The organism is Rhizobium sp. CFBP 13726, assembly GCF_014841925.1.
In the GTDB taxonomy this organism is placed as follows: Bacteria; Pseudomonadota; Alphaproteobacteria; order Rhizobiales; family Rhizobiaceae; genus Neorhizobium; species Neorhizobium soli.
Window position 1 is genome coordinate 227,114 of record NZ_JACYUU010000001.1, and the last position, 21,660, is coordinate 248,773.

The following is a 21,660-nucleotide window of genomic DNA, read 5'->3' on the forward strand; positions in this document are numbered from 1 at the left end:
AAAGCGTGACCCGAACCCACTGGCTCGTTTTACGCATCGAAGTGCCTTCCTCAGGTTCCGTAGTGTACGCAGTCCGCGACGAATGTTGTCCATGACCGAGGAACGAAGTCCTTTGTTTTCAACTTCAGGGCATCGCGTTTTTCTGGTCTCCAGGCGACATCCAGAATTGCGTCTTTCCACGCGATGCCGTCTGACGGGTCTAGTAGCTGAGCGCAGCCCGCAATGAGCTCGCGGTGTGCATCAATGTCGGATGCAATAACCGGCACCCCATGGCAGATCGCCTCGACTGGCGGCAGGCTGTAGCCTTCCACCCATGACGGCGTCACCATCCCTGACGCACCGTTGAGCAGTCTGACCAGCTCGACATCATTTAGTCCGGTAACCTCTGCAAGATACGGAGAAAGTTCGGCGGTACGATCGAGTACGTCGAAAACATTTTCGCACTCCCAGCCTCGTTTTCCGACGAAAACCAGTCTTGGCGTTCGGTCTGGCCCGGCTGTTTCAAAAATCCTTCGCCAGACATTGAGCAGATGAACCAGGTTCTTGCGTCCTTCCATCGTCCCAAGGCAGACGAAGTAGGGAGTATCAGGTGTAAAAACATCCTCCGTCGATGCGATCTGAGGAAGATCGACGCCCAACTGGGAGACGAAGATGTTTTGTGCAGTCCAGCGATCGGGTGTCAGATAATGCAGCACTCGCTGACGTGTGTATTCCGAATTGACGATGATGCAGTCCGCCCGGTCGGCAACAGTTTGCATTCTGCCAATATGGTTCTTGCGCGCCGGCGGGCTGCAGAACTCGGGATAGTCCAGAGGAATGACGTCGTGAATGAAAAACATTGACCGGATGTTCGGAGCTTCCAGCCACCGATACATGTGGCCGTGCTCGAGCTGCGTATGCGACGTATGAAAATAAACGGTCTGGTGGTTGCTTGCTTCGCGAACTAGTCGTTTGAAATTAGCCCGCCCCCTGGCCAGAGCTTTCGCGAAGGTAGCATATATTCTGGTCTTTGTCGGTTTCTGGCGCACGGTGCCCCCATGGAACCGGGCTGCGCCGAAGTTCTCATTACTAATGGCAACTGGCTGTCTTAGAAAGTCCAGCAACGCCTCGAATTGAGATTCACGATGCTCTGTCGACATCGTAAGGCGGCGAGCCTTGGAAAGTGTATCGCGCATTTGGTCGGCATTCAGTGCCGAATGCATATTTGCGGCGGTGATGACAAAATGAGGCTCGATTGACGCCGGTTTCTCGTCGCCGAGAAGCCAGTCTAGAAATGCATGCTCGACGCGGTCGATACCTGTCGGAGTGGAGTTGTAGATGTGATCAATCGTTCGGGTAACGTCGAGTAGAAGCCGCATCGAGCTCTTAGTCTCCAGATCTGGAGGGCAGGGCCCCGCTGAATACTCCTCCTCTTTCGTATGCGTCAACTGGTGGTGGCGTTCTTCGCTGCGAGCTCGCAGGGTGCGCATTTCATCGAAGTGTCATTCCTGCCACTTCAGCTGTGTGCTTCCGTTTTCGGTAGGGAATTGGAAACCGTTTTCATTTGTATTGTGGGGTCAACTGACATATGCAAACCACAGTTAGGCTGCGTGTAATGAGTAATAAAGCCTTTGAGTTTGACGCCAATGAATGGTTGATAGCTTTCGCAGGTAAATCGGTGAGTGAAGGTTGCATGCTTTCGAAGATAGTGGTTCGATCCTTCGGTATCCTACTTGTCGCTTCCTCGCTTACAGCATGCACGATGATCCCAGGTTCGGGACCAAGTGCCGGTGCTATTTCGCGTGAAGCCTCCGAGCAGTACGCCCCATATTCGCTCGTGAATGTAACCACCCGCACGTTGGCTATCTTGAAAAGCCGTCCGTTGGATAACCTCTCGACGATTTTCGGGCAGGCGCGCAAGGCCAACTCGTCCGCTATCGGGGTTGGTGATACGGTCGTGATTCACATATGGGAATCGGCTCAAGGCGGACTTTTTTCCGGCGGTGGCGGATCGAGTGCTGAAATTCCTGAGCAGCCTGTCTCGGTGGCCGGCACGATTACTGTACCTTATGCGGGAACTGTACGTGTTGTCGGGATGACCCCTGACCAAGTCCGTCTGAGAATTGAAGGCGCACTTCGAGGTAAGGCCATTGAGCCACAAGTGCTCGTGAGTGTCACAAAGAACCTATCGAACACCGTAACGGTGACGGGTGAAGTTGCGACCAGCGGTAGGGTTCCGCTCTCTCCTCGCGGAGAGCGTTTGCTTGACATTATTTCCATATCGGGCGGCCCAAGAATGGAAGCTCATCAGCTTGCTGTTCAGGTTACGCGCGGATCGCGTACCGAAAGTATTGCGATGGAACAGCTCGTGTCAGACGCGCGTGAGAATATCTACGTACAACCGAATGACGTGATCACCCTCATTCGTCAGCCGCGGAGCTTTACGGTTTTCGGTGCGACCAATGCGAATGCCTCTGTCCAGTTTGACGAGTCGCGGCTGCGTTTGAATCAGGCTCTGGCGAAGGTCGGTGGCTTGGACGACCAGCGCGCGAACGCCAAAGGTGTGTTCGTCTACCGTACGGAACCCGCGGGGCTCGTCGCAAGGCTGACGGGCGTGCCGCTTTCTGTGCCTGCGGATACCAAGGTCAATGTGATCTATCAGTTTGATCTACAAGACCCTAGTGGGTTCTTCCTTCTCAAGGAATTTGAGATATACAGGGATGACCTTATCTACATCGCGAACTCGTCTCTGGCTGAGGTGCGAAAGTTCGCAACGCTGGTCAGCACCACGGCATCGCCTATTGCGCAGGCATCGAGTGTGAACAGGTTGCTCAACAACTAGTTCTGAAGTTTGTCTGAAAGTCTGCAGTTGTGCCCGTCAACGACGAGCTCTGGTCCGTATTGTATTGAAAAAAATGAGGCGCGCATTGGCACGTACTATTGTCATCGATGGCTTTAATCTCGATCTCGAGAAGGGAACAGGCATTGCAACTTATGCCCGAAATCTTAGCTACGAAGTGCATAGCTTAGGCCACAACGTCGAGGTGCTCTACGGCACCCGCGGTGCCCCCAGCCGAAATCCTTTGATCCAGGAAATTGCCTTCTTCGACGCGAATGTTGGAAATCCGACTTGGTGGACGAAGTTTAAGCGCGAAATCCAGTCGGTGACTGGAGCGCCGTTTGGTATCTACGCCAAGGAAGTTCCCATCTCGGGTGCGGTCATCGCAACGCAGTTTCGCTCGAAGATGCCCTATTTCGATAAGATCTGGAACGGCCCTTCGATCTTCACTGCAGCGGAAAACCACTTCAAGGCTCATAAGGCGTTGATGAAAGTTCGCGGCATCTCGCATGCGGACATCATGCACTGGACTTACCCGCTGCCGATCTACGTTCCCGGTGCAAAAAATATATATACGCTCCACGACTTGGTACCACTCAGGCTGCCGTTCACGACCCTCGATAAGAAGCGCTATTACTTCAATTTGATGCGAAAGATCGTGCGCACCGCCGACCATATCGTAACCGTCTCAGAGACATCCAGAAGAGACATCATCGATCTTCTAGGTTGCCCCGAAGACAAAATTACGAACACCTTCCAGTCTGTGGACATTCCCGACAAATACGCGTTGAAGTCTGACGATGCCGTGCAGCGCGAGGTCGAGGGGGCTTTCGGTCTTCCTTATAAGGACTACTACCTGTTCTACGGTTCTATCGAGCCCAAGAAGAATATCGGTCGCATCATCGAGGCGTACCTTGCGAGCAAGGTAAAGGGACCGTTGGTCATCGTTGGCGCGCAGGCTTGGAAGTCGGAGCAAGAGCTCCGTATGATCAAGGAGGCGACCAACCGGTACATGGAGACTGTCGATAACGTCACGTTCTATCGTGATCGCATTCGCCTGTTCGACTACGCGCCTTTCCCTCTGTTGGTAAGCCTCATCAAAGGCGCGAAAGCGCTTGTCTTCCCGTCGCTCTATGAGGGCTTCGGTCTGCCGGTTCTGGAGGCGATGTCGCTCGGTACCCCCGTGATCACGTCTTCTGGGGGGTCTATACCCGAGGTTGCCGGTCAGGCTGCTCTGATGGTAGATCCGTACGACACGAAGCAGATTACAGATGCAATCATCGAGATTGATACCAATGCGGAACTACGCGCCCGGTTGAGTGAAGCTGGGCCGAAGCAGGCCGCATTGTTCTCGTCCGAGCGATATCGCGAGCGCTTGCAGCAGGTCTACGACCGCGTTCTGTAAAACTATGGCGCCATCTGCTCTTCGGATGGTGCGGGAATTCAGGGAAACTACGGAATGAAACACCTACGTGAAGTCGCCCGGGATGAGGGAGCGATTCCGCTTTCATTCGTGGCGACCTCTGCCAAGGGAGAATACGCAAACCTTGGCGACGCCCTCAGTCCAATAATGGTCAGCCTGGTAACAAGCCTTCCGACGCGGCATGTGGCTCAAAACTCCACCGGCCCAAGGCTTGGTGCTGTCGGTACGATCGGGCATGGATTTTCCGGCGGCGATGTCTGGATCTGGGGCACGGGATCGTCGAAATATCGGAACGCCGGGGCACCGGCTGCGGAGCGTGAGCTTTTCCGTTACGACGGTCGTACGAACTTTCATGTGTCCGCTACGCGTGGTCCGGTTTCGTGGAAAATCTTGACTGACGGAAAGTCTTCGCTGACGCCGGTCTACGGCGATCCTGTCTGGCTGCTGCCCCAATTTTACCCTGCGAAGGTGAAGAAGCGCTATAAGCTTGGCGTCATCATTCATCTGGCGGATTTGTCAGATAGGGCCTACGAAGCGCATCCGAAGCCGGAGTATATCCGCTACAATGTGGCGGATGCGGAAGCTTCCGACGTTGTGCTGATCAATACGGTGACGGAAGTGACGACCGAGGCACTGCGGGAGCGGCTCGATCTCATCCTATCCTGCGAACGGTTGGTCTCAACCAGCCTCCATGGGATGGTTTTTGCAGAGAGCTACGGAATTCCATGCCTTTACTTCGCACCGAGAGGTAGAAACGTAGGTCTCTCCGAAGCTGATCTCATCGACGATGGCTCGCTGGACTTGAGAATCATTGACCTCTATCAGGGGCTAGGTAAAAGCAAGATCCCGGTTTACGTGCAGGATAGGCGCAAGCTGACGAACTGGGAGGATGTGACTAAGGCAATTGACTCCTCTTGGTCGCCTGTGACGTTGGATACAGACGCCTTGATTGACCGTCTGCCGCTAGATGTAAAATTCGTCCAAGCAAAAGACGGCGACGTGTTTGGACATCGACTCATAAAAACCACGCCGATGCGTAATGGCGAAGGCGGTCGCTCTAGTGGAATGCAGCGTGTTCGGTCCGCGATCCAGCGGTTGTTCACTCGATCTTAGAACAGGAAATCAAGATGACGGTATCGTTTGCAGAACGTTTTAAGGATAGCCCCTCGGTACCGCTTGCATGGGCTGGATCGACCTCCGAGATGAATTATCTGAATTTCGGTGACGCGCTGAGCCCGGTAATGGTGTCGTTGCTGAGCAGCAAGTCGGTGCACCGCGTACCCACGAAATCTCTTTCCACCCGTATGGGCGCCGTCGGGACAATAGGGCACGGCTTTGGGCAGGGCGAAGTCTGGTTCTGGGGTACGGGCTGCTCAAGCTGGGCTAATCCGTCAGCTAGTCTGGACGAGCGCGTTCCCTTTACGATCCCGCCGGACTCGAACTTCCATATCGCAGCGACCCGGGGTCCGGTTTCGGAATCCCTGCTTGCAGGCCCGACCGGCAACAAGCCCGGCGTTTACGGCGACCCCGTTTGGCTGATGCCGCGCTTCTATCGCCCCGAAGTCAAAAAGAAGTGGAAGCTGGGAGTCATTCTCCACCTTTCGGAACTGGCCGACCGAACTTACGAGGCTGTTGCAAAGCAGGGGCTGAAGCGTTTCGACATTCCGGCCGAGTTCAAAGACGACGTCCACCTGATTACCACGGTTACACCGATCGGTATGGAACACCTGCAGTATAAGTTCGACGAGATCCTGGCGTGTGAACGTATCGTCTCAACAAGTCTGCACGGTATGGTTATCGCTGAAAGCTACGGCATTCCGTGCCTTTACTTCTCACCGGGCGCGCAGACAGGTCTAGGGCTGCAGACCATCGATCTTGATCCCAACGGACCTGTCGATCTGCGGATCGTTGATCTCTACACCGGCATGCACAAGAAGGCCATTCCGGCTTATATCCAACCACGTCCCGCCGTCACCGATTGGGCGGATGTCATCTCGTCGATAGACCGCGCATGGCAACCGGTCGATATCGATGCACAAGCGTTGATCGATGCGTTTCCGCTGCCCTATCGGCCGATCGAACCAGCCGCAGGGGAAACGATATGGCAGAGCCCGATCCTGACCGGATTGAAGTTGCAACACGATGTTGCCGAACTGCGTCGTGCGGATAAGCTGGCTACCGCAGAAATTAAAAAAAAAAGCCCTGAGCCCGTCGTAAATCGGCAAGAAGGGCTCCGCAGTGCGCCGTCCACCTGGACCGAAATCCCCTTGTCGTGGGCCGCAAGCACGACAGGGGTTCCATATGCCAACCTTGGCGACGCGTTGAGCGCGGTTGTAGTCAGCGCGGTGTCTGGCCTTCCGATCCGCCACGCGGGGTTCGATGCGCCTGGCGAGAGGGTCGTCGGCGTCGGGACTATCGGTCACGCCCAGCGCAATGGTGTGCTCCATTTTTGGGGCACCGGGATGGATGCAACGCGGAATGCGGTGGATCGGACCATCCCGAATTTCGTGAAGGCTCCCGATACCACGTATCAGATCCATGCGACGCGTGGCCCACAGACTGCCAGCACGCTTGCGGCGACCGGGATCGAAGTGTCGGGGGTATACGGCGACCCTGTCTGGTTGCTCCCTCAGATCTGGCCGATGCGCGATGTGGAAAAGAAGTACCGGATCGGTGTGATCCTGCATCTGACGGAACTTGACGAGCAGACCCCAAACGGTACGGCAAAAGCGGAGCTTTCCCGCTACCAGTTGCCGCACACCGGTGACGGATCCTCAGTCCATCTGATCAACACCCTGACCGAGAAAACGGTAGAGGCGCTGGAGGAGAAGGTCCGCGAGATTCTGTCCTGCGACCTCATTCTGTCGACCAGTCTCCATGGATTGGTCATTGCTGAAACTTACGGGATCCCCTGTGCGTGGTTCGCAACCTATGGCGACGGAACTGGGGCGCGTCTTGATCTCAAGGATCCGAACGTACGCGTCGATCACCGTCTCAAGGATTTCTACCTTGGAGCCGGAACTGAAAGTGTTCTCGCCTATTGCCTCGACCGTTCACGAAAGACGGACTGGGAAGGTGCCGCGTCTTATGTAAGAGCGAAATGGACACCCCTTACATATTCCGGGGACGCGCTTGTCGAAGCATTTCCGCTTCCAGTTGCTGCCAAAAATTCCGAGGGTCTTTGGGTAATCAGCGACGCCCTCAAGCGTAGTTTCAAATTCTAGGCTTGTTGCGTTCCCAGAAAGGCGGAACGGCCGATCGCTTTGGTGATCGGTCGTTCCGCTTTGGAGGTGTGGTTTTGATTGCCAGGTTCTTTAGAAGTTTCGCGCGACTAGCATCCGCGCTCGCTGCTCGGCAACTAAACGTCAGACGCCAATCTCCGTTTTTCTTGAACCGGAAACAACGGATCCTTGCAAGCCTGAGCGCTGCATTGGAGCAGGACAATCAGGCATTGGTCGAAACGATTGTCGATCGGACTGTCGCGGCGTCTATGGCGCCCAGTTCCAAGATGGCAATCGCGACGAAGCTCATTGCCTGGGGGAAAACCGAACCTGCATGGAGATTGCTAGGGAGCATCCCGTCCGATACAAATCCACACCGATATTCGGAGCTTTGTCGCCGAATATCAGCGCATCCCGGTACCCAGGAAGAGTTACGTGCCGCTGCCCGTGCACGGTGGAGAGCTATAGTTCCCCCGCTGGCAGGCCCTCAGGTTGTTGCCCGGTCGGGTCGTTACGAAATTTCACCCTTCCAATTTGTTGCCTCAGATGCTCACCTCAGGCCCTCACCCGGAACAATCACGATATCCGGAAGTGATAGGCTGAACGACATTCACGTTCACGAGAATAGGCGGCTGCTGCAAAAACTTGAGATCCAAGGTCGGCGAAATGTCAAACCCGTCGTGAGGCGTGTGGAAAATGTCTTCGTTAACAGTGCAGGTCAGATATGGCGCAACGAGAACGAGGTCATACACCACGGTAACCGGGCTATCGAGACAATCGGGGTGTCATCCAGCCGGAGTTATGGCACGGCGGTGCTTTCGACGAATTCAACGCGCGGGTTCTACCACTGGTTCGCGGAACGGCTGCCTGCCTTAAACTGGTCGCTTCAAAACCCGGACTTTGATGGCACCATATTGTTTGGCCAGCACGCCCAGCAATTCCAGGACAAGACAATCGAGCTGATTGACCACCCAGCGCCGCAATTCGAGCGTATAGATCAGGTGGCTTGGTGTGAGGAATGTTATATCGCGCATTCGGCAGCCAGTACCCTTGCCCAGTGGGAGTACTTCGGAGATCTTTACCAAGCCATAGGCGAAAGGGCGGCCAGGCTGTCGACGATCAACACTGCCGATGCGATATACATTTCTCGGCGTGATACGCAACGACGCGTCATGGTCAACGAGCACGAACTGGAAGCCGGTTTGTCATCTCTTGGAGTGAAGGTCGTCATATTCGGTGAGATGTCTCTAGCGGACCAGATCAATCTAATTCGCAATGCCCGGCTGGTGATTGCTCCCCACGGGGCAGGTCTCAGCCACATCGCCGCAGCGGCCAGTGGTCTCAAGGTAGTCGAACTTGTCCCATGCCAAATGGGCTCACACTCTCTAAGGTTCAACTTCGCTCGCCTGTCCTATGCGAGAGGGCATGACCACAGACTATGGTTGGAGCCGATTGATGAGGCGATCAACAAGTGGACAGTCTCGACGCCACCGCTGCTCAGGCACGTCGAGAACATGATGCATTCTCTGGGATGAGAAACTGTCCGGTCCGATCTCGTGGTCCGGACAGAATAACTCGATGCCATGACTGTTTGAAAGCCAAACTCGGGATCGAAGTCGGCTTGCTCTACTGAGCTTGCGTGACCAGTAGTTCTTCGCAGTAGCTTGAGCCGGTGGTGCCCGGGCGGTCGGCCGTTACGCTGATGTCGCGAATTGTGTAGCTCTGCGAGACGGTGATCTTTGCTGAGCAACTGACGCTGGCCGATTTCCCATTTGCAAGCTTGATCCGCTTGTAGCCACCACGCCAATTGTAGATCGTCGTGGGTCCGCTATCCACATCGCTCAGTGGTGGGCTGAACTTGGCGAAGAATTCGCCAGCTGAGCGGCCAACCCAGTAGTTGTTAATCGGGCTGCTGACTTCGCTGACGGTGGTGCAGGCGGAAAGCGCAAGCGCAACAAGAGTGGTCGATACGATCAGGCGACGGCTCATGATCCTTTGGAATCCTTTATATGCTGATACCCACACTGGGGGGCTTTCGAAGTTCAGGTAGCAGGTTTGTATCGTGTTCCGCGACACCATCTTGAGGTTAGTGCATCAATTTTTCCGCAAGCCGCTTTTTTGCAACGCCGTCAAATTTGGTGCTTTATGAGAGCCGGAATCGCTGCTGTAATCCGGTCCATTTTTTCTTGAATGATGCTTGTGTAACTGAATACGGCGGTCTATAGAGGCGCCACTGGTCACGGAGTGTAGCGCAGTCTGGTAGCGCACCACGTTCGGGACGTGGGGGTCGGAGGTTCGAATCCTCTCACTCCGACCAGATCGACGCTTCTCCGATTTGAGATTTCCAATAGGTCCAGGCCGACGTCATTCGTGTTCGCCGGCAGTTGTCGGTTGAGGATCGTACTGACACTCGGATAGGGCAGTGGCTTGCAATCTGACTCCCGCTGTCGAAGTGGTTGTGCGTGATGCAGCCGTGTGAAATATTTGTGACGACGCGCAAGCTGCATTGTTTGATCTAGTCCGGATTTCACTACGCATATCGGCGTCTCGACAATATCTCAGCGATGCCGGTGCTATGACCCTCTATCTGTACGTTCTCCTCTCCAGCAGCCTTTTCTGCTATCAAACTCGCCTATGGGTCGTACGAGAGAGGTTAGGGGTTCGCAAACACCTGCAACAGGCGGCTCTTGTTTCAGCAAAACTTTGCGTTCTCTACGCGATTTGCTTCGGGCTGATCCGCTTTGATAACAACCTGGTGTTCATAGCGACCTGTATCCCCGTGATCGTCGTCTGGGCGCTCTACATGGTCGTTGATTTTGTCGCCCAACTTTACTTTGGTTTGTCGTTATATCGCATATTCATGCACCTTCCGGTGAAGATGAGCGATAAGGGAAGCGGTGCTGCAGCAGCCGCTTATTTCAAGCAGTACGTTCCGACGAAATTCGTATTGACCCTCTCATGTGCGGCGATTTTTTCTGCCGTGGTTCTGAAGGATGCTCTGCCGGCGGATTTTGTCGCCGTCTCGTCGATCTGCTCTGCTGCAATTGCCATGCTTGTATACTCGGGGAGTTCGCTGGGCAGGGGAAGTGCTGAGCCAACATCCATAGAAACCGCCTACCTTAAGATCGAGGACGAGTTGGCGGCCGAACGCCTCTACGGGTCTGACCGAGCAGCGATTGCTGTAAATGGTTCCCAGATTGCCTCGTCGGGAAAGCATATCGTGCTCATCATCAATGAATCGGCTGGTGCCGACGTCCCGGCCGCGCTCTCTCCTACACACAGCTTGGCTCGGCAGATTTCGGAGTTGAGCGGAAACGCATCCGAGTGGTTCCACCCGAACAACGCTCTGACTGCAAGCTCCTGCACGGATATCAGCATCCCGTGCATCCTGACGGGGTGTGGTCCGCATGAAAGTATGGATCAACTGCATCGTCTGCCGATGGTTTTTGACTTAGCGAAAGCGCGCGGCTTGCGGACCTTGATGTTTACGTCGTCCAGCCTGAGATGGGGAGGCTTCGAAAGCTTCTTCAATTCACAGTCGATCGATACGCTGTATTCGGCGGATACGGATGGCATGGAATTTGTCAACGACATGTGCGGCGATGATTATCTTGTCGCTAAGCAGCTTCATACTGCGATCCTGGAAACTGATGAGCCGCTCTGCATCGTGGTCTACCAGAATGCGCTCCACATTCCGTTCCAGAACCAAAGTGCATGCGCAATACCTGACGGGATTAAAGATCGGCGCAAACGCGCGTCTTATGTGATAGAGGCGTCGCACGGTCTCATTTTCGATGCGCTGAAGAAAACGGGTAGATACGATGACAGCCTGATTGTTTCGGTTGGCGACCATGGCGAAACCATGGGTGTCGACGGCTCTGACGAAACGAGCCGATTCTCACGTCTGACGAACCTGTCTGAGCCCGTGGTCCGTCCGCTTTACGCGATCAAGCCACCGCGAGGTCTTCCCGAACGTGAACTAGGCGTGCTGAGAGCGAATATGGATAGTCTGATTTCGACGATCGATATCGCGCCGACGGTAGCAGGCTTGCTCAACCTCACTCTCCCAGAAACGCTATCATACGCTGGCTTCAATCTCTTCGAGCCCGTCCCCGCGGATCGTGTTCATTACACGCTGACCGTCAACGAATGGCGCTCCTGGCCCCGTGCCGCAGTTATGCTGGCGCAGGGCAACAACTGCATATGTATCGATTATCAGAACTCCGACATTCTTTGCACCGACACGCACGGCAAGCCACTGCACGGCGAGGTGCTCAGGTTAAAGGAAACGCTCTTGAAAGGCTCGCTCTCGGAACCGATTGTTCAGAAATCCATCTCAAGGGTCTTCCGAGACAAGTTGTCGGTTTCCAGCGCCTTCGTCTCGCCTATCGCAAAGAAGCTTCTCGTCATATCCAGAGAAACAGAGATCGGACCATTCTCAAGGTTCTATGGCCACAATGTCCTAGCATCCGATCAGCCTGAAGGTCGGCTTCACTATCAGGGAAACGATCACACCAGTGAGGGCTTTGGGCTGGATCCGAAATCTACCGGGATCGTCCTGCATGGGCCTTACATTACGCTCGAACCCGGCAGGTATCGGGCAGCTTTCGTCTTCAAGCCCGGTACCCTGCTCGGAAGTATCGGTGTCGATGTCGTTGATGGCGACACGCAAATATTATCTGTCGTTAAGATCAGCCAGCTGGACGACAACCTTGAGGCAGAGGTCTGCTTCGAACTCAACTCGCGCCAAAGCCGCATCGAAGTCAGGCTCTTCAACTTTGCCGACTCATTCGGCTTCTGCACCGGACTGAAGCTGGTGATGATCAAAGAGATTTAGGATGGGTAGCGTCATCTGGATAGGCGCATCACACCCATCCAGATGACTTGCGGTTACTCGGCGAGCCAGCGATCCAGTACCGGCGTAAACTCGGCCAGATCGACTCGCCAGCGGTCCGTTTGGGGCAGCTGGGGTTCCAGCCACGCCTGGTAGTCCAGTCCCAGAACTGTAGATAGGCGCGAGTAGATGAAGCGCAGCGCATAAGACCCGTCCATGATGGGAAGAACTTCCAGAACTTTCGTTCCCGGCTTGCTGTAGATGAGGTGCGCCAAGCCTGCGCCATGCGGTCCGATAACATGCGTTGCGGTCGAGCAGACAACGATCTTTTGCCACATAGGCATCTCGGCAAACAGCAGGTTCGAGAACCCCCTCTGCTCAAGCAATGCTTCCAGTTCCAGTTCGTTGTCGAGCGGCCGACGGACGCTGTCGCGCCGCGAGACGTAGATGCGTTTGGACCCTCGGAACCCTTCTCTCTCAGCGATTGCAAACGCTCTTTCGGACATCCGCTCGAACATTTCGCCACTGACGGCCCAGTGTCTCAGCCCGGCGAAACCAACGTCAGGAACCACCAGACGCTTGATGAACGCGAACTCGGAGATTGTCACAATCTGATCGTGTTCGAAGCCAGCCATATCGAGGCTTTCGCGTTCGAACCGCGGCCCGCCTTCCCACATTATGATCTTGACGCCGGTTGTGTCTCCCGGCGATACGATGCCGAAATGTGGCATCCGGTCGATAAGCCAATGGTAGATGCCTCTCGTCGCCATGAGACCGTTCACCGCGTAATCAACGACTTGGCAGTCGGAGCGCTTGAGGGAGGGCATCGGCTTTCCGTACGATCTTACGATCGCGCCGTCCTCCGCCCAAATCTGCCCGTAGCGATCCACGAAGACGTCATGAAACTCCCTTACCCGCGGCGGACGAGGCTGTGCAATCCGGTGCAGAAGGTCGTTGTAAGACTGGTTGAGTGCGACGAGATGCTTCTGATCCGTCGCGGTCGATGCAAGGCAGGTAACGCTTCCTAACGGTCTGCCGCTGGACGACTTGTTATTTGCAAACTGCAGCTTGCTTCTGTGAGGACGAACAGTACGCGGATGTAGATTTCTGAGGGTTGAGGTAATCTTCGTCTTCAAACCCCGGTCCGCCTTCGCGCCCTTGGCCACGCGGTGGGCTTGAGGAAGAAAACCAGGATCCGACACGATGGAACTGTCACCCATCAGGATCTGCCAGGCATCGGAGCCCCGGCCAACCTTCATCAAAGGACGAAGTGTCGCATATCGGATCTGTGGCGGCATGCTCGTTGCTGCCGCGTCCGCACAAGTGGAGCGGAGTTTTTCCTCATCCGCCAATGCGATCGACGCCTCGAGCCTCAAGCCGAACAATCGAGGCTGTTTGACAAGGTCCGACACGTTATCTGTTGCAGATATGACGTCTTGCCATAGTGATTTTGAAGCCAGTGTCAGAACATCTTTGAGTATGGGTTTCGGCATTTCATCTCCGCAACATGCAGGCATCTTGTTGTATGGTGTTATGCTTCAAAAACAGAAAAGTGCAAGGCTGGGAGACCAACCGGGAGGGATGTCCGCCTCCGTACCAAATAAAATCACGGGTCGCGTGTTACGGATCCGACAATACGCATGTTTCAACTTACATAAGTCCTGGCTCGGGCGTCGGAAATCATCGAACGACCCCGGCTGGTCTTCCTTGCCCGTGACGGAGACGGTGTCTCTTGAGCAATTATGTTCGACCGGAGCTGACGGTTGCGCGAGCATCGTCAATCAGACGACCTATCCCGTCGTCCAGCGATGTGCGCGAGGCCCACCCCAGGGACTGCAGGATCGTGATATCCGCAACCATCTCTTCCGGTTCGCCAGCGCGTGGCGACAGGGATTTTTGCCAAGGCTGATTGAAGCCGCTCACCGTGATCGCGCGTTCGATGAAATCGCAAAGAGGGACTGCGATACCCGTCCCAATCGGCACTTCTTGCCAAGTGGGAAGCTGCGTTCGGGCATCCACAATTGCAAGTATTGCGGCAACTGCATCATCGACATAAATGAGATCGCGCCGCTGGGTTCCGGGTGTTGTAACCAGCGGTCCGGCGTTCTCGACAAGCTGCAGGGCAAGCTTCGGAACAAATTTTGCGGGATCGTCTGCAGGCCCGTAGATCATTTGGAACTGCGTGTTGACGACATGCGCGTCGGTGCGTCCTTGCGTGACGAGATGCCGTGCAAGTTCGACGAACTGGCTTTTCGTCAGTGCGTAAAGGTTCATATGCGGCGGCAGGGTCGTGCCAGTATTTATGAACAGTGATCCGGGACCCATCGCACCCAATAGGGCGGCGCTCAGCGTCACGTTTGCATCGACCATGGTGGCCGCGCTCTCACCCCGACGACCTTGCGCGGCCGCCATGTGGATCAGCACGTCGGGCGCCATGGCCGCTACCAATTCCCCTGCCTCGACGGCGTGCTCGAAACGAACCACTTGGCCCGCGCCGGAGGGCAACACCGACGTGCTTCTCGCGAGAAGGGTAACGTCTTCTCCGCGCTCCGTCAGTGATGCTGCTACACGTTTGCCAAGGAAGCCAGAAGCTCCGGTGACCACTACCCGCACCTGAACTTCCTCCTGCAGCAAATCATCAACGGGCGGCCATGTCGGAGAGGAACAGATCGATCTCGGCTTCGCTGAGCGAGCCGACATGTTCTCCGGCGAGCCGGCGCTGCGACCAGTCCACGATCCGCTCAAGCGTGCGGTCCAGTCGCCATGTCGGTCGCCAGCCGAGACGCTGGCGAGCTTTTGAACAATCCAACGACAGTGCATGTGCTTCGTGCACCTGTGCGTTCTTGTCCAGCTCCCAACGCGCGTCTCCTCCGTAAAGCGAGACCATGCGATCAACGATGTATCCTACCGGACGGATGTCGTCGGCGTCGCAAGCGAAATTCCAGCCTTCTGCCCAGTCGCTGCCATCCTCGTACAGGTGCTCGGCAATGCGAAGATAGGCTCCTATCGGCTCGAGCACATGTTGCCAAGGCCGGGTCGCGCTAGGATTACGGATGACGACCGGCCGGCTCTCCTCGAATGCACGGAGAATGTCGGGGATCAATCGGTCATCTGCCCAGTCGCCACCGCCGATAACATTGCCGGCACGAACGGACGCGACCCGCGGAGATTCTGGCCGATTGAAGAACGAGTTCCGCCATGACGCGATTACGAGCTCGCAGGCGCCTTTACTGCTGCTATACGGATCGTGGCCGCCCATTGGGTCGTTTTCGCGATATCCCCAAGGCCACTCGCGATTTTCGTAGCACTTGTCGCTGGTTACCGCGACGACCGACTTGACCGACGGTGTCGCGCGTACGGCTTCAAGCACGTGGACCGTACCCATCACGTTGGTTGCGTAGGTTTCCGCCGGGTTGCTGTAGGACTGCCGCACAAGCGCTTGCGCGGCCAGATGCAACACGATTTCCGGCTGCGCTTCCGCCATCAGCCGCTTGACCAGTTCGGCATCGCGTATGTCGCCGATATGCGAGGTAATCCGTTCGCCGATATTCGCCTCGTAGAAAAGGCTGGGCTCTGTCGGTGGTGCGAGCGACATCCCAGTCACTTCTGCACCCCAACGACTAAGCCACAATGAAAGCCAAGCACCCTTGAAACCGGTATGTCCAGTTACGAAAACCCGCTTGCCGCGCCACCATTCTGCGCGCTCGTGTTCCGCTGGAACTGTCATGCCCATACCTTCCATGGTGCCTTGCCAGAGGCCCAGAGACCTTCGAGCAGATGCTTGTCGCGAAGCGTGTCCATTGGCTGCCAGAAGCCCCGATGTTCAAACGCCATCAACTCGCCGTCTCTGGCAAGACCGCGCAGTGGCTCCTGCTCCCAGGTTGTGCTGTCGTCAACGATGCGATCTATGACCTTGGGCGATAGCACGAAAAAACCGCCGTTGATCATTGAACCGTCGCCGCGTGGCTTTTCCTCGAAGTTTGTGATCACGCCGTCGTGGATGCCAAGCGCACCGAACCGACCGGGCGGATACGATGAGGTAAGAGTAGCAAGTCGCCCATGCTGCTTATGGAATGCGAGACTCGCAGTGATGTCGACATCGCCCAAACCGTCGCCGTACGTGAAGAAGAAAGCCTCTTCGTCCCGTACATGTTCGGCTACGCGCAGAAGCCGACCGCCGGTCATTGATTCCTCGCCGGTATCGACCAGCGTCACACGCCAAGGCTCTGCCCAGCGACGATGGAATGTCATCTCTCCGCTTGAAAGATCGATGGTCATGTCGGAGTTATGAAGGGCGTAGTTGGCAAAGTATTCCTTGATGACGTAGCCTTTGTAGCCGCAGCAGATGACGAAATCCGTCACGCCGTGTGCCGCATAGATTTTCATCACGTGCCAAAGTATCGGCCGCCCACCGATTTCCACCATCGGCTTGGGCTTCAACGAGGTCTCTTCACTCAGGCGAGTACCGAGTCCCCCTGCAAGGATTATGGCCTTCATATTCGTTCCTCTATAACAAGCGGTCTTTCTAGACCGATTCAGTCAAAGCCATCAAGCGGCGCATACGGCAATGGTGCGGCGACTGGTAAGCCGATGCGCGATCCTAAAGTTTCAACGCTTGGCATTCTTTCTCCGGGAAACCAGACCCAGCTTGATTCCAATGGGACCGCTTCGGAGTCAAGCCATTGATTTGCTACACCCATATGTAAATCGGAACTCGAAGCACGTTAAAACAGCTCCTCGTCCGCAGTCTCGTTCCGGTTGGGAGCATTTAGAGCCTTTTCGCGGCAAATCCGTTCCATTGCCAGGCCAAGTGCCAGCGTGACGATGACTGTGAAGAATATGAAGCGCCAGCTCGCAACCGGGGAAATGTAGGTGCCGAAGTAGAACTGTCGCGAGAGTTCGGCCATATGGAAAAGCGGGTTGTATTCGACGACGAACCGGAATGAGTAGGGCACTTCAGCCCAGATGAACATCAGGCCGCTCGTATACATCAAAACGCGCATCATCCCGCCCCAGATGGTCCGGAGAACGGGAAAATAAAGAAAAACGCCACCCAGTATAAGGCCGCATCCAAAGCCCCATAATGCAGAAATCGCCAGAATAAGCGCAACCATCCAAGGCCTTGCGAGCATAGGACCGATGCCGAGATACACGTAGATGTAGAAGGTGGCAAAGCCGATGCATAGGTACAAAATCGTGCTGATGACGGTCCTTGCAATCAGCACGTCTAATTGGGTTACGCGGGCATTGACGCGGTATCGGCCTTTGGCAGACTTGAAAGCTGATGCCAGATTGAGATTGGTACGCAACATCCAAAAGACGAAGATTCCGACCGTCATGAACGGGATTGCAGCCATGCCGTAGTGGCTGCCCATGCCGGAGATGTAGCGAAGGAGCGTGAAGCCAGCAACGTGAATAGCGATACTAGCCAGATCCTCGTAAAACCCAAGCGACCTGCGGCCGAACCGCAAATGAGCTTCGAGTAGGATCAGTGAACCGATCGCATTGATCTGGTTTTTTAGAGCAAAAAGAAATCGATCTTCGGTCTGTGCCTGCATCGCATACCTCTCGACCGCCGACATTGGCTCGCCTCAAACCACATTTCGCATGAAAATGCAATCAGGTCATCGTTTCCGGACGCTTGTCTAATTCGCCACGCCCATCCAGCATCCCCGCCACAATCTCCGCCGACCTCTCCGCACCATCCAGAGAAAACGGCAGTTCCCGAAAGCCCGTGACCTCGCTCGCCTTTTGGATGGCCTCTGCCAGTGGTTGGCCGGTCAGCGATGCCTCGTCCACCACTTGCGCAAGTCCGAGCGCTTTGAGCTTTTCGGCGCGCACAGTCTGCTCAGTCTCGCCGCCGGTCGCGAACGGGATGAGGACTGGCCGGCAGGTGGTTCGGAAGAGGTCGCAGACGGTGTTGTAGCCGGCCTGCGAGACAGAGATTTGGGCATTTGCCAGAAGCGACGGGAAGTCGGGGCGGAAACGGATGACCGTCACGCGGGAGCCGGCCTCTGCCGAAATACGGTCGAAATCCTCCGCGGGAAGATTGGGCCCGGTGATGACGCACCAGCTGCGGCCGTCGTTGAGAATGCGCTCGGCTTCCAGGGCCGCGCCGATCAGCCCCGCACCGACGGCGCCGCCGCCGGCGGATACCAGCACGTCGAACCGGTCGGGCGAGGGGGTGGGCGTGTTGGGTGCGACGAGGCCGGTATAATGGATCTTGCCCGCAAATTCCGACGCCCTGCGAAACGTCTCCTCAAGCTTCACGAAGCCCGTATCGCCATGCACCAGCACGCCGTCGAAATGGTCGCGCATCAGGGCAATCGTCTCGTCGTCGCGGCCGGACTTGCGGTTTTCCTGCAGAATGTCGCGCACGGAGGCGAGAAGCAGCGGCTTTGTTTCAGCAGACCTGATCGCGTCCAGCAGCGGCAGCAGTTCGAACCGCATCTGCCGGCGACCGAAGGGAAACGCTTCGGTGATAACCACGTCAGGCTTCAGGTCGTGAAAAAGATCGAGCAGCAGGCCGGTGCGGCGGGCCTGGAAAGCCTCGTCGACAGGCTCGCCGGTCACCGCATCCGCAAGTGCCGAAAATCCACTGTTGGAGGCGACCACGGGCGGCAGTTGCACATGCGCCATGCCTTCAGGCGGAAAGCCCTTCACCGGCGTGCCGCCCGTCACCAGCGTCACATCGAACCCGGCGCTCTGCAGGGCCGATGCCACGCGGCTGGCCCGAACGATGTGACCGATGCCCAGTAGATGCTGCACGTAGAAGAGGACGCGCCTACCTTTGCCGATTGAGGGATCGTTGTTCATCGATGGGCCTCCCGGCTCGCAAAACTTTGCGTGAATAGCCGCTTGAGGTCGGCAATGCTGGCATGGTGGTCGAAGTCGTGGCGCACCTTTGCCTCGGCAGCCTGACCCAGGCGTTGGCGAAGTGCAGGCTCGCGGATCGCTTTTTCAAGCGCTGCCGCCAGTGCCACGGGATCTTCCGGCGCAACCAGCAGTCCGTTTTCGCCATCGACGAAAAGTTCGGTAATGCCTGAAATATTGGTCGCCACCACGGCAAGGTTCTGGCTTGCGGCCTCCACCATCACGTTGGGCAGGCCGTCGCGATCGCCGTCGGCGGTGATCCGGCAGGCGAGCGAGAAAAGGTCGCTGTCGCGGTAATGGTCGAGCACCTCGCGCTGGTCCAGCGCACCCTTCCAGGTGATGCGGGATGCGATCGAAAGGTCTTCGGCAAGTGCCTTCAGGGGAGAAAGCTCATCGCCGCCGCCGATATGGGTAAAGCGCCAGGCAAGCTCTTTGGGAAGCAGCGCCAGTGCCCTCAGAAGCGTATCATAGCCCTTCTTCTTCACCGCCCGGCCGACGCTGACGATCCGGACGGGATCATCCGGATCGCGCCCGTCGCGGGCAGGGCGGGTACCTGCAAAATGCGGGAACCGGTCGAGATCCAGCCCATGATAGCTCAGATGCACGTTGTCGCGGGAGGAAAGGCTCTGCAGCCGCTCATGGCCCGCCTTGGTGCAGGTTACCGTCCAGTCGGCCTCATCAAGCTTGTCGGAGAGATCCCAGGGTTCGGAGGTCCAGATATCCTTGGCATGTGCCGAAACGGTAAAGGGAATGCCGCTCATGCGGCTTGCGTAGCGGGCAACGGCTGCCGGCGTGTGGATGAAATGCACATGCAGCCAGCCGGCATCATCAGGCCATTCGGCAACCAGAACCGTAGCCTGGCCGAAACGCCGGAAACGGTTGCGGGAAAAGTCCCGCGGCAGGTCGCGGAAAAACGCCTTGAGCGCCGAGCCGAAACCCGGCAGCGTCACGACCTTCATGAGCGCCTTAGCCACCCGCACCGGCTCCTCATGCAGGTATTCCGGCAGGTAGCTGACCGGCGCCTTGATCTCGTCATGCACGGGATGCCGCTTCTTGTCGGTCGGGCGGCGCATGGCCACCAGCTTCAGGGTAAAGCCTGCGCGTTCCAGCCCCAGCAGTTCCTGGGCGATAAACGTTTCCGATAGCCGCGGATAACCTTTCAGCAGCACGACGATGGTCTTGTTGGTCATGTCAAAGCAGTTCCAGCAGAAATGCGCAGCGGGTCTGCACCCGGGCCGTTTGGCGGCGGCACTGCGTCAGGTCGAGAGAGGGCGTCTTACCCTTGCGCAATCGCAAGGTGGCGTCCCTTGTTCTTCATCCAGCCTTCGACAATCTCGCCGATATGCGGCAGGCCTTCCATCTGCAGGCCGGGTGCCGTCACCGAGGGCGGGTCGCGCTCCCACAGCGCCTTGATCGCGGCTGCAAATTTCGTGGCATCGGCACTGTCGTCGGCAGACAGCATGTCGACGAGACCGAGTTCCGCGCCGCGTGTTGCACGGATCAGCTGTTCCTCGCGCGGCTGCGTGCGCGGCACGATCAGCGCCGGCTTGTCGAACGACAGGATCTCGCAATAGGTGTTGTAGCCGCCCATGGCGATTACCGCCTTGGCGCCGGCGATCCGGTCTTCCATGCGGTTGTCGAACTCGATCACCTCAAGGCGCGGATCGTCCTTGCAGGCTTCGGTAAAGACGGCGCGCTGCTCGGCCGGCATGTAGGGCCCAAGCACGATCACCGTCTTGTAGGTCAGCGCCGGATCGGCCTGATAGGCTGCGATCACGTCGCGCACCAGGTCTGCGCCATCGCCGCCGCCACCGGTCGTCACCAGCAGGTAGTCCTCGTCCGCATCGGTTTCCGGCACGGCACCGGAGGTCACCTTGCGCTGCAGGAAGCCGACGAAATGCATCTTCTTGCGCACGGATGCCGGCGCATCCAGCCCTTCGAGCGGATCATGAAACTCCGGCGGGCCATAGACCCACACGTCGTCATAGAGCTGGCCGATCTTGCGCAGCGTATCGTGGCGCTCCCATTCGGCTTTCAGCAGATGCGGCGCGTCCATCACATCGCGAAGACCGAGCACCAGCCGTGTGCCTTTGGTCTTCAGATAAACCAGCGTGTCCTCCACTTCGCCGCGAAGGCCAAGCGGCTCCTTGTCGACGATAAAAATATCGGGCTCGAAGCTTTCGGCGGTATGGCGAATGCTGGAATGGCGCATCTTCAGCGTCTCGGCCAGGTCGATATGCTGGTCCATCGACGTGTAATCGCCGTTGTGCAGCTTGATCACGCTGGGGATCTTCACGAAATCCACCCGGGCGCGATAATCGAAGGCACCGGCAATCGTCGCACCGGAAATGATCAGCACCTGCACGCCGCGGTAATTCTCCACCAGCGAATGAGCGATGGTGCGGCAACGGCGCAGGTGGCCAAGCCCGAACGTGTCATGGCTGTACATGAGAATGCGGGCATTATTCAGATGTCGCGGCATGCCCGAAAC

Annotated in this window: 16 protein-coding genes and 1 tRNA gene; 7 read left to right on the top strand and 10 right to left on the bottom strand. The window is 56.7% G+C overall.

Going from position 1 to position 21,660, the window contains the following annotated elements; genetic code table 11:
• Window positions 1–50: 50 nt before the first annotated feature.
• Complete coding sequence (locus IFT66_RS01055) at window positions 51–1,358, bottom strand: glycosyltransferase family 4 protein (RefSeq protein ID WP_192076556.1); 1,308 nt, start codon at window positions 1,356–1,358, stop codon at window positions 51–53.
• 236 nt (window positions 1,359–1,594) lie between these two features.
• Here IFT66_RS01055 and IFT66_RS01060 point away from each other — a divergent pair, with 236 nt between their 5' ends.
• The 5 genes from IFT66_RS01060 (at window position 1,595) to IFT66_RS01080 (ending at window position 8,997) form a co-directional block, all read left to right on the top strand.
• The gene (locus tag IFT66_RS01060; protein ID WP_192076557.1) at window positions 1,595–2,821 is read left to right on the top strand and encodes a polysaccharide biosynthesis/export family protein; all 1,227 of its coding nucleotides are present in this window, start codon (window positions 1,595–1,597) and stop codon (window positions 2,819–2,821) included.
• A gap of 85 nt (window positions 2,822–2,906) precedes the next feature.
• Window positions 2,907–4,223 carry a glycosyltransferase family 4 protein gene (locus tag IFT66_RS01065; RefSeq protein WP_244474005.1) on the top strand — a complete coding sequence of 439 codons (1,317 nt, stop codon included), beginning with the start codon at window positions 2,907–2,909 and terminating at the stop codon, window positions 4,221–4,223.
• Window positions 4,224–4,277: 54 nt separating this feature from the next.
• Entirely contained in the window at window positions 4,278–5,354 is a 1,077-nt protein-coding gene (locus tag IFT66_RS01070) for a polysaccharide pyruvyl transferase family protein (RefSeq protein ID WP_192076558.1), read from the top strand.
• A 14-nt stretch (window positions 5,355–5,368) separates the two neighbouring features.
• Window positions 5,369–7,465 (top strand): polysaccharide pyruvyl transferase family protein, encoded by a 2,097-nt coding sequence (locus tag IFT66_RS01075; protein ID WP_192076559.1) that lies wholly within the window; start codon window positions 5,369–5,371, stop codon window positions 7,463–7,465.
• 686 nt (window positions 7,466–8,151) lie between these two features.
• On the top strand, window positions 8,152–8,997 hold the full coding sequence (locus IFT66_RS01080; RefSeq protein WP_192076560.1) for a glycosyltransferase 61 family protein: 846 nt from the start codon (window positions 8,152–8,154) through the stop codon (window positions 8,995–8,997).
• Between the two features lie 91 nt (window positions 8,998–9,088).
• Here the strand turns inward: IFT66_RS01080 and IFT66_RS01085 are convergent, their stop codons facing one another.
• Window positions 9,089–9,451, bottom strand: coding sequence for a hypothetical protein (locus tag IFT66_RS01085; protein ID WP_062579496.1), 363 nt, complete (start codon window positions 9,449–9,451; stop codon window positions 9,089–9,091).
• 251 nt (window positions 9,452–9,702) lie between these two features.
• Between IFT66_RS01085 and IFT66_RS01090 the strand changes: the two genes are divergently transcribed.
• Together IFT66_RS01090 and IFT66_RS01095 are read left to right on the top strand one after the other, a co-directional pair.
• A tRNA-Pro gene (locus IFT66_RS01090) sits at window positions 9,703–9,779 on the top strand.
• 258 nt (window positions 9,780–10,037) lie between these two features.
• Window positions 10,038–12,299 carry a sulfatase-like hydrolase/transferase gene (locus tag IFT66_RS01095; protein WP_192076561.1) on the top strand — a complete coding sequence of 754 codons (2,262 nt, stop codon included), beginning with the start codon at window positions 10,038–10,040 and terminating at the stop codon, window positions 12,297–12,299.
• A 53-nt stretch (window positions 12,300–12,352) separates the two neighbouring features.
• On the opposite strand, the gene IFT66_RS01100 is transcribed toward IFT66_RS01095, so the two are convergent.
• From IFT66_RS01100 to IFT66_RS01135, 8 genes are all read right to left on the bottom strand, one after another.
• Window positions 12,353–13,789, bottom strand: a complete 1,437-nt coding sequence (locus tag IFT66_RS01100; RefSeq protein ID WP_162237971.1) for a glycosyltransferase family 61 protein — start codon at window positions 13,787–13,789, stop codon at window positions 12,353–12,355.
• Between the two features lie 247 nt (window positions 13,790–14,036).
• Complete coding sequence (locus IFT66_RS01105) at window positions 14,037–14,909, bottom strand: NAD-dependent epimerase/dehydratase family protein (protein WP_192076562.1); 873 nt, start codon at window positions 14,907–14,909, stop codon at window positions 14,037–14,039.
• A 25-nt stretch (window positions 14,910–14,934) separates the two neighbouring features.
• Window positions 14,935–16,023: a CDP-glucose 4,6-dehydratase gene (gene rfbG, locus IFT66_RS01110; RefSeq protein ID WP_156461809.1), complete on the bottom strand. Its 1,089-nt coding sequence runs from the start codon at window positions 16,021–16,023 to the stop codon at window positions 14,935–14,937.
• Window positions 16,020–16,793: a glucose-1-phosphate cytidylyltransferase gene (gene rfbF, locus IFT66_RS01115; protein ID WP_062579502.1), complete on the bottom strand. Its 774-nt coding sequence runs from the start codon at window positions 16,791–16,793 to the stop codon at window positions 16,020–16,022. Before rfbF ends, rfbG begins: the two co-directional genes overlap by 4 nt.
• Before the next feature lie 227 nt (window positions 16,794–17,020).
• Window positions 17,021–17,878, bottom strand: coding sequence for an ABC transporter permease (locus tag IFT66_RS01120; RefSeq protein WP_062579504.1), 858 nt, complete (start codon window positions 17,876–17,878; stop codon window positions 17,021–17,023).
• Between the two features lie 37 nt (window positions 17,879–17,915).
• Window positions 17,916–19,112, bottom strand: coding sequence for a glycosyltransferase family protein (locus tag IFT66_RS01125; protein WP_192076563.1), 1,197 nt, complete (start codon window positions 19,110–19,112; stop codon window positions 17,916–17,918).
• Window positions 19,109–20,359, bottom strand: a complete 1,251-nt coding sequence (locus IFT66_RS01130; protein ID WP_192076564.1) for a glycosyltransferase — start codon at window positions 20,357–20,359, stop codon at window positions 19,109–19,111. Before IFT66_RS01130 ends, IFT66_RS01125 begins: the two co-directional genes overlap by 4 nt.
• Window positions 20,360–20,445: 86 nt before the next feature.
• The gene (locus tag IFT66_RS01135) at window positions 20,446–21,651 is read right to left on the bottom strand and encodes a glycosyltransferase family protein (RefSeq protein WP_192076565.1); all 1,206 of its coding nucleotides are present in this window, start codon (window positions 21,649–21,651) and stop codon (window positions 20,446–20,448) included.
• Between the last annotated feature and the right edge of the window lie 9 nt (window positions 21,652–21,660).